The 14,884-nt window shown below is 72.9% G+C and carries 1 protein-coding gene; it reads right to left on the bottom strand.

Translation table 11 applies throughout. From position 1 onward, the window contains the following. Positions 1–14,884 (bottom strand): amino acid adenylation domain-containing protein (locus tag ACYVMZ_RS38590; protein WP_461087881.1); only part of this gene is annotated, 14,884 nt, incomplete at both ends.

The following is a 14,884-nucleotide window of genomic DNA, read 5'->3' as shown; positions in this document are numbered from 1 at the left end:
GCCCACACCTCCACCCGCGCATACGACAACTCCACACCACCACCAACCAACGCCACCGCATCCGGAGACCGCACCACCTGCGCCGCGAACAAGTCCGCGAGCGACACCTGCGGTACGTCCCTGACCGGGCCGTTCCACTCGTGCAGGACCTGGCGCTGTTCCGCCGTGTCCAGCACCTCCACCGCGGCGAGCCCCGTGCCCGGTGCCGTTTCGAGAACGGAGACCAGGTTGTCCAGGCAGGTGTGCAGGAGCCTGCAGACCTGGTCGGGGTCGGCCGGGGCGTGCGCGTCAGCGGTCAGCAGGAACCGCTCACCGGCGTCGTCCACGGACATGGTCAGCGGGTAGTTGCTCTGTTCCCGGTAGGCCAGCAGGCCGATGCCGTCCACGGGATCGTCCTGCTCGTCGACGGGTTCGGCGTCCGGGGCGGCGGTGAACCGGTAGTTGAACAGCGATGTGAACAGCGGGGTGCCGCCCGGCACGCCACTGGCGGACTGGGCCAGCGTGAGCGGTGCGTGCTCGTGCACCATCAGCTCGGCGAGTTGGGTCCGCATGTCCGACAGCGCGGCATCGGCCTCGGTGCCGTCGAGGCGGACGCGCACCGGCAGCGTGTTCATGAACAGGCCCGGCACGCGGTCGGAGGCCGTCCCCGAGTTCATCCGGCCGAAGACGATCGTGCCGAACGCCACGTCGTCGCGGCCCGACAGCGCGCCGAGCACCCGGGCCCACGCCAGGTGGAAGACGGTCGCCGCGCTGACTCCCCTCGACCGCGCCAGCCTGCGCACCCGTTCGGCCAGCTCGTCGTCGACCCAATGCTGGGCGCGCGCCTCGGCGCCGCCGTCACCGTGCACGTCCATCAGCCCGTACGGGGCGGTCGGCTCGGTCAGGTCGCCGAGCAGGCCGGAGAAGTAGGCCTCGTGCTCCTCGCGCGCGGTCCCCAGCCGCGCCTGCGCCACATACCCGCGGAACGGCACGGGTTCGGGCAGTTCGTCGGCGCGCCCGGACAGGAACGCGCGCACCTCGTGCAGGAGCACGTCCAGGGCGGTGTGGTCCTGCACCAGGTGGTGGATGAGCAGCAGCGCCACCCAGCGGTCGGTGTCCGGCACGGCGGCGATCCGAACTCGCATCAGCGGTGCCCGGTCCAGGGCCTGCCATCCTCCCGCTGCGGCCAGCAGTTGCCCGGCCGGGTCCGCGGCGGCGTCGAGGACGACCTCGTCCACCGGCAGGTCGGCGGCGCGCCACACGACCTGCACCGGCTCGCGCAGTCCTTCCCAGACGACCGCCGTCCGGTAGGTGTCGTGCCGGTCGACGACCTGCTGCAGCGCTGCCAGGAACCCGTCGAGGAGGTCCCGCGAGGCGAAGTCGAGCACGGTCGGCAGCACGTACACGTCGCCGTCGTCGCCCCCGGCCATCAAGTGGTGGAAGAACATGCCTTCCTGGAGCGGGGCCAGCGGGTATATGTCCGCGACGTTGGCCGCGCCACCGGGCACCGTGTCGACCACCCGGGCGATCTCCGCCTCGGTCAGGTCGGCCAGGGTCACCATGTCCGGCGTGATCTCGGTCGCGTCCGGCGGGATGAGGTTCGGCGGCACCGTCACCTGTTCCGGGCCGGCCGCGGCCGCCAGCCCGGCAGGTGTGGCGTTCTGGAACAGTGCCCGCACCGACACCGGCACCCCGCGTTCGCGCAGATGCTCGACGAGGGAGACGGCCAGCAGCGAGTGCCCGCCCAAGGCGAAGAAGTCGTCGTCCACGCCGACGCGTTCGAGGCCCAGCACCTGGGCGAAGGCCGCGCACAGCAGTTCCTCGCGCGGACCCGCCGGAGCCCGGCCGGAGCCGGCGACGGCCGCGAAGTCCGGCGCCGGCAGCGCCTTGCGGTCGAGCTTTCCGTTCGCGGTCAGCGGCAGCGCGTCCAGCACCACGACCGCGGAGGGCACCATGTACGACGGCAGCCGCTCGGCCGCGTGGGCGCGCACCGCGTCCGCCAGGTCGTCCCGGTCCGGGGCGTCGGCCACGACGTAGGCGACGAGCCGCCTGTCGCCCGGGGCCTCCTCACGCACTGCCGCGGCGGCGCGTTCGACCGCCGGGTGGCGGCCCAGCACGGCCTCGACCTCACCGAGTTCGATCCGGAACCCGCGGACCTTGACCTGGTCGTCCGCACGGCCCAGGAACTCCAGTTGGCCGTCCACGCGCCATCGGACCACGTCACCGGTGCGGTACATCCGTTCGCCGGAGCCGAACGGGCAGGCCACGAACCGTTCCGCCGACAGCCCCGGACGCCGCAGGTACCCGCGCGCCAGCTGGACACCGGCCAGATACAGCTCACCCGGGGAACCCGGCGGCACCGGCCGCAGCGCGTCGTCGAGCACGTAGGCCCGTGTGTTGGAGACCGGGCGGCCGATCGGCACCTGGGAGGCCGTGGCGCCTGCGTCGAGGCCGGCCGCGGTCGCCCAGACCGTCACCTCGGTCGGGCCGTACAGGTTGGTGACGGTGTCTCCGACCGTGGTCATGCGGGCGGCCAGGGTCCCCGGCAGCGCCTCGCCGCCCACGAGCAGGCGCAGCCCGCGCGCGGCCTCGGCGTGCTCGGTCAGCAGTGCCTGCCACAGCGCCGGGGTCGCCTGCATCACGGTCACGCCGAACCGGTCGATGAGCGCGGCCACCGCCGCCGGATCCCGTACGGCCGTGTCCTGCGCGACCACGACCGCGGCGCCCGCGAGCAGCGGCACGTACAGCTCAAGGACGTGGATGTCGAAGGACACGGTCGTCACGGCCAGCAGTCGGTCGGCGGCGCCCATCGGGAAGCGCTCTCCCATCGCCGCGACGAAGTTCGCCATGGCGCCGTGCGGGACGACGACTCCCTTGGGCCGTCCGGTGGACCCCGACGTGTAGATCACGTAGGCGGGGTGCTCGGGAAGGAGCGCGACGGGGCGCTCGGAGGCGGTCAGGTCGCGGACGTCCAGCGTCCGAAGCTCCGCCGCCGTACGGGGATCGTCCACGACGATCCGTTCCGGCCCGGACATCCCGGCGTCGGTCTCCCGGCTGGTGAGCAGGAGCCCGGGACGGCCGTCGTCGAGGATGTATCCGATGCGCTCGGCCGGATGGTCCGGGTCGATCGGCAGGTAGGCGCCGCCGGCCTTGAGCACCGCCAGCAGAGCCACCAGCAGGTCGGCCGAACGTCGCATGCACACCGCGACGGACGACTCCGGGCCGATGCCGTGCCGGACGAGCAGCCGGGCCAGCCGGTTGGCCCGGGCGTTCAGCTCGGCGTAGGTCAGCCGGGTGTCACCGGCCAGCACCGCGACGGCGTCCGGCGTCCGTGCCGCCTGCGCCTCGAACGACGCGGGCACGGGCAGGGCCGGCATCGCGGCGCCGGTGTCGTTCCACTCCTCGACGACGCGTCGCCGCTCGCCCGCGTCGAGCACATCCACCGCGCTCAGGCGCACGTCGGTGTCGTCGGCGATCAGGCTCAGGACCCGCACCAGGTAGCCCGCGATCCGTTCGGCCGTCGCCCGGTCGAACAGGTCGGCGGCGGCGACGAGCATGCCCTGTATTCCCGCGGGGGCGCCCGCGGCGTCGAAGGTCTCGCCCATGGACACGTCGAGGTCGAACTTGGCCGCCACACCGTCGGTGGGTATCGAGTCGGTCCGCAGGCCCGGCAGCGCCGCGGACGGTCCGCCGCCCGGCCCGCCCGCGTTCTGCAGGGTGAGCATCACCTGGAACAGGGGGTGCCGGGCCAGCGACCGGGCCGGGGCGAGTTCCTCGACGAGCTTCTCGAACGGCACGTCCTGGTGGGTGAACGCCGCGAGCGAGGTGTCGCGGACCCGCCGCAGGACGTCGGCGACCGTGGGGTCACCGGCGAGGTCGGTCCGTATGACGAGGGTGTTGACGAAGAAGCCGATCAGGTCGTCCAGGGCCTGGTCGGTGCGCCCGGCGACCGCGGTGCCGATCGGGATGTCGGTGCCCGCGCCCAGCCGGGACAGGACCACGGCCAGCGCGGTCTGCACCGTCATGAACAGGGTCACGCCGTGCTCCCGCGCCACTTCCTGCAGGCGTCCGTGCACGTCGGCGGGGATCTCGACGGGGGCCAGGTGGCCCCGGTAGGACACCGTCGACGGGCGCGGCCGGTCGGTCGGCAGGTGCAGTTCCTCCGGCGCGCCGTCCAGGGTGTTCCGCCAGTAGGCGACCTGCTGGGAGATCACGCTGTCCGGGTCGCCCTCGTCGCCGAGCAGGTCGCGCTGCCAGAGGGCGTAGTCGGCGTACTGCACGGGCAACGGTGTCCAGGCGGGCTCCTCGCCGGCGCACCGCGCCGCGTACGCCGCCGCGACGTCGCGTGTGAGGGGCGCCATCGACCAGGCGTCCGCCGCGATGTGGTGGACGACCAGGACCAGCACGTGCTCCTGGGGTTCCGCCGTGAACAGCCATGCCCGCACGGGGATCTCCGTGCCGAGGTCGAACGCGTGCTGCGCCGCCCGGGCCACCGCGTCGGTCATGTCACCGGAGGCCACTTCGACGACGGGCAGCTCGAAGCCGCATGCGTCGAGGGAGAGGCTCTGCTGGCAGGGCTCGCCGCCGTGCACCGCGAAGACCGTGCGCAGGACCTCGTGCCGGTCGATCACGTCGCGCAGCGCGGCGTCCAGCGCGGCCCGGTCCAGCGGGCCGGTGATCCGTGTCACGAGCGGGATGTTGTAGGTGGCGCTGGGGCCTTCCAGCTGCCCGAGGAACCACAGGCGGCGCTGCGCGAACGACAGCGGCACCCGCTCCGGCCGCTCCCGCGCGGCCAGTTCGATCCGTCCGGGCCGGGCCTGGACGAGCCAGCGTGCGAGACGTGCCGGGGTCGGCGCGTCGAACAGGGCGACGATCGTCATCTCGACGTGGAACGTCGCCCGGATCCGGCTGACGAGGACGGTCGCCAGCAGCGAGTGCCCGCCCAGGGCGAAGAAGTCGTCGTCCACGCCGACCGCGGGCAGCCCGAGCACCTCGGCGAACGCCTGGCACAGCAGCTCCTCGCGGGCGTCGGCCGGCGCCCGCCCGGCACCCGTCGCGTAGTCCGGAGCGGGCAGGGCGGCGCGGTCCACCTTTCCGTTGGGGGTCAGCGGCAGGGCGTCCAGCTCGACCATGGCCGACGGCAGCATGTACTCGGGCAGGCGTTCCGCGGCGTACGCGCGGACGGTGACGCCGACGGCCGCGCCCGGGTCGGCGGGCACCAGATAGCCGATCAGCCGCTTGTCCCCGGGGGTGTCCTCGCCGACGAGGACGGCCGCCTGTCCGACCGCCGGGTGTGCGCCCAGGACTGCCTCGACCTCGCCGGGCTCCACCCGGAACCCGCGGATCTTCACCTGCTCGTCCGCCCGCCCGGCGAACACCAGCCGCCCGTCCCGGGTCCACCGGACCAGGTCTCCGGTGCGGTACATCCGTGCGCCGGAGCCCTCAAAGGGGCAGGCCACGAACCGCTCACCCGTCAGCACCGGCCGGTTGAGGTAACCGCGCGCGACACCGGCCCCGGCGACGTACAGCTCCCCGGCCACGCCCACCGGCACCGGACTGAGCTTGTCGTCCAGGACGTACACCCGGGTGTTGTCCAGCGGACGCCCGATGGGCAGTACGCCGTCCACCTGGGCGGCATCCCCGACCTCGTGCTGCGTGGCGCACAGCGTCACCTCGGTCGGCCCGTACAACTGCCGTACTGCTGCACCGGGGTTGGCCTCCAGCACCCGCCGCACCGACTCCGCCGGCACCACGTCCCCGCCGGTCAGCACCTCACGGGCACCGGCGAAACAGCCGGGGTCCTCGTCGGCCAGCACCCGCAGCAGACCGGCCGTCACATGCACATGCGACAGCTGGTGGTCGGTGATCAACCGCCGCAGTACCACGGCGTCCACACGCTCGTTCGGTGCGATGACGACCGTGGCGCCGGACAGCAGCGGGGCCCACAGCTCGTACGACGAGGCGTCGAACGCGTGCGGGGCGTGGAACAGCACCCGTGAGGGCGGGCCCCAGCAGCGATCGGTCGCCAGCCGCACCACGTCCCGGTGCGTGGCCACCACGCCCTTGGGCACGCCTGTCGAGCCGGACGTGTACATCACGTACGCCGCCTGCTGCGGCGACCACTGCCGGGGCAGGGCGCACTCCTCCGCCTCCGCCTCCACGGAGAGCGTCGGGATGTCGAGGCCGCGCAGGAACTCGTGCCCGGCCGTCGGCTCGTGCACCACCACCCACCGCGCGCCCGAGTCCCGCGTCACCGTCCGCATCCGTGCGACCGGCCAGCCCGCGTCCAGCGGCACGTACACGCCACCGGCCTTCAGGACCGCCAGCAGCGTCACGACCAGATCGACCGACCGCTCCATCACCACCGCGACGGTCGACTCCGCGTCCACGCCCGCCTTCACCAACGCCCGCGCCAGCCGGTCCGAGCGGGCGTCCAGCTCGGCATAGCCGATCTCGACGTCACCGGAGACCAGCGCCGTGGCCTGCGGGACGCGTGCCACCTGCGCGGCGAACGCGGCCGGGACGGTCACGTCGGGAACGTCCACGGCCGTGTCGTTCCACTCGACCCGCATCCGGTGCCGGGCGCCCGCGTCCAGGACGTCGACCGCGGCGAGCGGGGTGTCCGGAGCTTCCGCCAAGGCGGTGACCAGGTTGGTCAGGCAGGTGTGCATGAGTGCGCAGACCTGGTCGGGGTCGGCGGGCGCGATCGCGTTCACGGTGATGACGAAGCTGGGTCCGTCATTGTCGATGGCCAGGTGCAGTGGGTAGTTCGTGTGCTCCCGGGTGAAGATCGTCCGGATTCCCTCGATGCCCTCACCGGCCTCCGGTTCGTCCCGGTTGTGCCGGTAGTTGAAGAGCGAGGTGAACAGCGGGCTGCCACCGGGCAGACCGGCGGCGGCCTGGGCCAGCGTCAGCGGCGCGTGCTCGTGGACCATGAGGTCGGCGAGCTGGTGGCGCAGCTCTGTCAGGGCCTCGGCCACGCTCTTCCGGGCCATACGTACGCGTACCGGCAGGGTGTTGAGGAACAGGCCCGGCGCCCGGTCGGCGCCCGCGCCGGCGTTCATCCGCCCGAACAGCAGCGTGCCGAACACCACGTCGTCGCGGCCGGACACCGCGCCGAGGACGCGCGCCCACGCCAGGTGGAACAGGGACGCCGGGCTCACCCCGAGCGACCGCGCCACCTCCCGCATCCGCTCGGTCAGGGCGTCGTCCACCCGCAGCCGGGCATGCGCGGCCTCCTCGCCGTCACCGTGCACGTCCGTCAGGCCGTAGGGGGCGGTGGTCTCCGTGACGTCGCCGAGGAGCCCGGTGAAGTACCGCTCGTGCTCCTCCCGTGACGTCCCGAGCCGTGCCTGCGCGACGAACTCGCGGAACCGCACCGGCGCCGCCAGCCGGTCGGTCTCCCCGGCCAGGAACGCCCGCAGATCTTCGAGCAGCACCTCCACGGAGGTGTGGTCCTGGACCAGGTGGTGGATGCGCAGCAGCATCAGCCAGCCGCCGTCGGGGCCGGCGGCGACGTGCGCCCGCAGCAGCGGTGCGCTGTCCAGTTCGATCCGGCCGCCCGCCGCCGCACGAAGCTGCTCGACCGCCTCCGGGCCGTCGGGGTCGAGCTCCATCTCCTCGACCGGCAGCTCGGCGTGGCGCCACACGACCTGGACCGGTTCGCGCAGCCCTTCCCACACGATCGCGGTGCGGTAGATGTCGTGCCGGTCCATCGCCCACTGCAGCGCCGCGAGGAAGTCGTCGAGCCTCTCGCGGGAGTCGAAGTCGAGCACGGTCGGGGTCACGTAGACGTCCGTGCCGTCCCGGTCGGTCATCAGGTGGTGGAAGAAGATGCCCTCCTGCAGCGGGGCCAGCGGGTACACGTCGGCGACGTTGGCCGCGCCGCCCGGCACCTGCCCCACCACCCGCGCGACTTCGTCCTCGGTCAGCTCGACCAGCGGCAGCATGTCCGGCGTGATCTCGGTGGCACCCTCGGGGATCAGGCTGGGCGGCACCACCGCCGACTCCGGAACTGCCACCGCGGCCAGCCCTGCCGGGGTCGGTGTCACGAACAGGGCCCGCACCGAGACGGACACACCGCGCTGCCGCAGCCACTCCACCAGCGACACCGCCAGCAGCGAATGCCCGCCGAGGGCGAAGAAGTCGTCGTCGACCCCGACGGACGGCAGGCCCAGCACCTCGGCGAACGCCTGGCACAGCAGCTCTTCCTCGGTGGTGGCCGGGACGCGTCCGCCACCGGCGGTGTAGGTCGGCGCCGGCAGGGCCCTGCGGTCCAGTTTGCCGTTGACCGTCAGCGGCAGGGTGTCCAGCACCACGAGCGCCGAGGGCACCATGTACGACGGCAGCCGCTCCATCGCGAACCCACGCACCGTCTCCGGCAGTCCACCGGCGTCGACGCCCTCGGCAGGGGTCACGTAGCCGACCAGTCGCTTGCCACCCAGGGCGTCGTCGGACGCGACCACCGCGGCCTGCGCCACGTCCGGATGCGCCGCGAGCACGGCCGACACCTCGCCCGGCTCGATGCGGAACCCGCGGATCTTCACCTGCTCGTCCGCACGCCCCGCGAACACCAGCCGCCCGTCCGCGGACCAGCGGGCCCGGTCCCCCGAGCGGTACATCCGGCCCCCGGCCGCACCGAACGGGCACGCCACGAACCGCTCACCGGTCAGTCCCGGGCGGCCCATGTATCCACGCGCCACCTGCGCCCCGGCCACATACAACTCACCGGTCACACCCACGGGCACCGGCCGCAGCCACTCATCCAGCACATGGACCGACAAGCCGGCAAGCCCACGCCCGATGACGCTGCCGTCCGTGCCCTCGTCCGCGGCCAGGCGGTGGTGGGTGACGTGCACCGTGGTCTCGGTGATCCCGTACATGTTCACCAGCCGCGGCCCGTCCTCGCCGTACCGCTCCCACCAGCCGGCCAGCCGCGCGGGCTCCAGCGCCTCCCCGGCGAACACCACCGCCCGCAGGTCATGCAGCGCACCCGGGCGCTGCACCTGAGCCTCCATCAGCTGATAGAACGCCGACGGAGTCTGGCTCAGGATCGTCACCCGCTCGCGCTCCAGCAACTCCGCGAACTCGCGCGGCGAGCGCGACACCTCGAACGGCACGACCACGACCCGGCCACCGTGCAGCAGCGCACCCCACAACTCCCACACCGAGACGTCGAAGGCGAACGAGTGGAATCCGCTCCACACGTCCTCCGCACCGAACGCGAAGACCTCCTGGGCAGCGGCGAACAGCGCGACCACGCTGCGGTGCGACACCAGCACGCCCTTGGGCCGCCCGGTCGAACCGGACGTGTAGATCACATACGCCGCCTGGTCCGGGCGCCCGGTCTCCAGCCGTTCCACGCCGGTCGCCGGTTCGGTCTCAGGGCCGTCCACCATCACGGCTGTCGCGCCCTGCGGCAGGACCGACGCGTACTCCGCCGTCGTGACCACGCACGCGGCTCCCGCGTCGGCCAGCACGAACGCGATGCGTTCGGCCGGAGAGTCCGGGTCCACCGGCAGGTACGCGCCGCCCGCCTTCAGCACCGCCAGCATCGCCACCACCAGGTCGGCGGAGCGCGGCATGAACACGCCGACGATCGACTCCGGGCCCACTCCCCGCCCGGCCAGCTGACGCGCCAACCGGTCGGCGCGGGCGTCCAGTTCCGTGTAGGACATGTCGACGCCGCCCATCGTGACGGCGGTCGCGTCCGGCGTCCTCGCGGCCTGTGCTTCGAACAACTCCGGCAGCGTCGCCTCCGGTGTCGGGAGCGCCGGGTCGTTCCACTCCTCGACGAGGACGGACAGCTCGGTCTCGTCCAGCACGTCGACGGCACTGAGACGCACGTCCGTGCCGTGGGTCAGCGCGTCGAGCGCCCGGGCGAACCAGGTCACGATCCGCTCGGCCGTGTCCGGGTCGAACAGGTCGGCGGCCGCGACGAGTGTGCCGTGCAGCCCGGCCGGGGCGCCCTCCGGGTCGAAGGTCTCCGCGAAGGCCAGGTCGAGGTCGAACTTGGCGGGCACCGCACCCGTCGGCAGCACGGCCGTCTCCAGGCCGGGCAGCTCGGCGGAGGCGCCGCCACCGGCCTGAGCGGTGTTCTGCAACGTCAGCATCACCTGGAACAGCGGATGCCGTGTCAGCGACCGGGCCGGGGCCAGCTCCTCCACCAGCCGCTCGAACGGCACGTCCTGATGTGCCAGGGCGGCCAGCAGGTCGTCGCGCACCCGCTGAAGCACCTCGGCGAACGTCGGGTTCCCGGACAGGTCGGTGCGCAGGACCAGGGTGTTGACGAAGAATCCGGCCAGGTCGTCCAGGGCCTGGTCGGTGCGCCCGGCGACGGCCGTGCCGATCGGGACGTCGGTGCCTGCGCCGAGCCGCGACAGCGTCACCGCCAGCGCGGCCTGGAGCACCATGAAGACCGTCACGCCCTCGGCGCGTGCCACCTCCCGCAGCCGCCGGTGCAGCTCGGCCGGCAGCTCGACCTCGGCGAGGTGACCGCGATAGGAGAACTCGGCGGGACGGGGCCGGTCGGACGGCAGGTCCAGCTCCTCCGGAGCGCCGGCGAGCGCGGTGCGCCAATAGCGCACCTGCCGCGAGATCAGGCTGTCCGGGTCGTTCTCGTCGCCGAGCAGCTCTCGTTGCCACAGCGCGTAGTCGGCGTACTGCACCGGCAGCGGCGCCCACACCGGGGCCTCGCCCTCCAGCCGGGCCGCGTACGCGGCCGAGACGTCGCGCGCCAGCGGCTCCATCGACCAGGCGTCGCCCGCGATGTGGTGCACGACCAGGACCAGCACGTGCTCGTCCGGCGCCACCGCGAACAGCGTCGCGCGCACCGGGTTCTCCACGGCCAGATCGAACGCGTACGCAGCCGCTCGCGCGATCGCGTCGGCCAGGTCGTCGGACGACACCGCCACGACCTCGGGCGCGAACCCCGTCTCCGCCACCGGGAGGACCCGCTGGTACGGCGCGCCGTCGTCGGCCACCGCGAACACGGTGCGCAGCACCTCGTGGCGTTCGATCGTGTCGCGCAGCGCGGCCACGAGCGCCTCCCGGTCCAGCGGCCCGGTCAGGCGCAGCGCCAGCGGAAGGTTGTACGTCGGGCTCGGCCCGTCCAGTTGCCCCAGGAACCACAGGCGCTGCTGGGCGAAGGACAAGGGCGGCCGCTGCGGCCGCTCGCGCGCCGCCAGCGCCGTGCGCCCCGGTCCGGCGGCTTCGGCCAGCCGGGCGGCCAGGCGGCCGGGCGTCGGCGCCTCGAACACCGTCCGGATCGGCAGCTCCACGTCCAGGGTCGCGCGCACCCGGCTCACCAGGCGCGTCACCAGCAGCGAGTGCCCGCCGAGCGTGAAGAAGTCGTCGTCCACGCCGACCGTGGGCAGCCCCAGGACGTCGGCGAAGGCCTGGCAGAGCAGCTCCTCGCGGGCGTCGGCCGGCAACCGTCCGGCACCCGTCAGGTACCGGGGAGCGGGCAGCGCGGCCCGGTCCACCTTGCCGTTGACGGTCAGCGGGAGGGCGTCCAGCTCGACGAACGCCGCCGGAATCATGTACTCGGGCAGGCGTTCGGCCGCGTACGCGCGCACCGCCGTGGCGACTGGACCGCCCTGTTCCACGGGCACCAGATAGCCGATCAGCCGCTTGTCCCCGGGGGTGTCCTCCCGTACGGCGACGGCGGCCTGGGCCACGGCCGGGTGCTCGGAGAGCACCGCCTCGATCTCGCCCGGCTCCACCCGGAATCCGCGGATCTTCACCTGGTCGTCCGCACGCCCGGCGAACACCAGCCGCCCGTCCGGGGTCCATCTGGCCAGGTCTCCGGTGCGGTACATCCGTTCGCCCGGCCCGAACGGGCAGGCCACGAACCGTTCCGCCGTCATCTGCGCGCGGTTGACATAGCCGCGCGCGACGCCGGCCCCGGCCACGTACAACTCCCCGGCCACGCCCACCGGCACCGGGCTGAGCCCGTGGTCCAGGACGTACACGCGGGTGTTGTCCAGCGGCCGCCCGATCGGCAGCACTGCGTCGACCTCGGCGGCGTCGGCGACCTCGTGCTGGGTGGCGCACAAGGTCACCTCGGTGGGCCCGTACATGTGCCGCACGACGATGTGTGGGTTGGCCTCCAGGATCCGGCGTACTGCTTCGGCGGGCACGACGTCCCCGCCCGTCAGCACTTCACGCAGGTCGGTGAAGCAGCCCGGGTCGTCCTCGGCCAGTACCCGCAGCAGGCCCGCGGTGACGTGGACGTGCGTCAGCTCGTGCTCGGCGGCCAGTCGCCGCATGAGCGCCGCGTTCATGCGCTCTTCGGGCGCGATCACCACGGTGCCGCCCGACAGCAGCGGCACCCACAACTCGTAGGAGGAGGCGTCGAACGCGTGGGGGGCGTGGAACAGCACCCGCGGCGTCGAGCCCCAGCACCGGTCCGTGGCCAGCCGCACCACGTCCCGGTGCGTGGTCATTACACCCTTGGGCATCCCCGTGGAGCCCGATGTGTACATCACGTACGCGGCCCCGCCCGGCGGAACCGGCCCCGGCAGGTCCACCGCGGCCTGCGTGGTGGCGTCGACCGGTATGAGCGCGACCCCGACCTCCAGCCCGGCCGTCGCCTCGTGCACCAACACCAGGCAGGCGTCGGCGTCCTCGACCACCGCGCGCATCCGGGCCGCGGGCCATCCCACGTCCAGCGGCACGAACACACCACCGGCCTTGGACACGGCCAGCAACGCCACGACGAGATCGACCGACCGTGCCATCGCCACCGCGACGGTCGACTCCGGCCTGACTCCGGACGCCACCAGCGTCCGGGCCAACCGGTCGGAACGCGCGTCCAACTCACCGTAGGTGACCTCGACTTCGCCGCACACCAGGGCGACCGCATCCGGATCGGCCGCCACCGGGGCCGCGAACGCCTCGGGCAGCGATACGTCCGGCACGGGCACCGCGGTGTCGTTCCACCCGTCCACCAGCGCGGACAGTTCGGTCCCGTCCAGCACGTCCACCGTGAGGAGCGGGGTGGCCGGTTCGTCCTGGAGGGCGGACGTGAGGGAGTCCAGGCACGTGGTCAGCAGCGTGCCCACCTGTGCCGGATCGGCGGGCGCCACCGCGTCCACGGTGATCGTGAAGCCGGACCGGTCGGCGTCGACCGCCACGGCGAGCGGGTAGTTGGTGAGGTCGCGGGCGGACAGCACCTGCATTCCGTCCAGCGCGGTGCGCGATTCCTGCGGCCCGGCGGAGTTGTGCCGGTAGTTCATGATCGAGGTGAACAGGGGGCTGCCACCGGGCAGGCCGCTGGCCGCCTGGGCGAGCGTCAGCGGTGCGTGCTCGTGCACGAGCAGGTCGGCGAGCCTGTGCCGCAGTCCGGTCAGCGCCTCCGCCACGCCCTGCTGGTCGAGCCGTACGCGCACCGGGAGCGTGTTGATGAACAGGCCCGGTACGCGGTCCGCGCCTTTACCGGCGTTCATCCGCCCGAACAGGACTGTGCCGAACACCACGTCGTCGCGGCCCGAGACCGCGCCCAGCACGCAGGCCCAGGCCAGGTGGAACAGTGTCGCCGGGCTCGCTCCGAGCGAGCGCGCCACCTCACGTATGCGGTCGGCCAAGGCGTCGTCGATCCGCAGGCGGGCCTGTTCCGATCCCGTGCCGTCACCGTGCACATCGACCAGGCCGTACGGAGCGGTGGTCTCGGTGACATCGCCGAGCAGCTCGGCGAAGTACCGCTCGTGTTCCTCCCGCGGGGTCCCGAGCCGTGCCTGGGCGACGAAGTCGCGGAACGGGACGGGCGCCGGCAACTCGTCGGCCCGACCGGACAGGAAGGCCCACAGATCGTCGAACAGCACGTCCTGGGTGGTGTGGTCCTGCAGCAGGTGGTGAATCCGGAGCAGGGCCAGCCACCGGTCGCCGGCCGGGTCGGCGGCGATGTGAGCGGCCATCAGCGGCACCTGGTCCAGGTCCATCCGGCCGCCGGCCGCGGCCAGCATCTGCTCGACCGGATCCGGCCCGTCAGCGTCGAGGACCGTTTCCTCGACCGTCAGTTCGGCGTGGCGTACCACGACCTGCACCGGCTCCCGAAGCCCGTCGGAGATGACCGCGGTGCGGTAGATGTCGTGCCGGTCCACCATCCACTGCAGCGCGGCGAAGAAGTCGTCGAGGCGGCTGCGCGAGTCGAACTCGATGACCGCGGGCGTGATGTAGACGTCCGTGCCGTCCCGGTCGGCCATCAGGTGGTGGAAGAGGAGACCTTCCTGGAGCGGGGCGAGCGGGTAGATGTCCGCGATGTTGGCAGCACCGCCCGGCACCGCCGCCGCCACCCGGGCGATCTCCTCCTCGGTCAGCTCGACCAGGGTGAGCATCTCCGGCGTGATCTCGCTCGTGCCCGCCGGGATCAGATTCGGCGGCACCGCCACCTGCTCGGGTCCGGCCGCGGCCGCCAACGCGGCGGGAGTCGCCGACCCGAACAGCGCCCGCACCGACACCGACACGCCACGCTGCCGCAGCCACTCCACCAGCGACACCGCGAGCAGCGAATGCCCGCCGAGGGCGAAGAAGTCGTCCTCCACCCCCACCGTGCCCTGATCCAGACCGAGAACTTCCGCGAACGCCTGGCACACCAGCTCTTCCTGGGCGTTCGCCGGCGCGCGCCCCGCACCCGCACCCGTGTACTCGGGAACCGGCAGCGCCTTGCGGTCCAGCTTGCCGTTCGCCGTCAACGGGAGCGCGTCCAGCTCCACGAACGCCGAGGGCACCATGTACGACGGCAGCCGCTCCGCCGCGTGTTCGCCGACGGCGGCGCTGATGGCCGTGCCCGGCGTGCGGGGCACGAGATAGCCGGTGAGTCGTTTGTCGCCGGGGATGTCCTCCCGTACGACGACCGCCGCCTGGGCCACCGCCGGATGCCCCGCCAGCACGACCTCCACCTCAC

It is taken from the genome of Streptomyces deserti (assembly GCF_054782695.1).
This window is presented reverse-complemented; position numbering and strand designations above follow the sequence as displayed.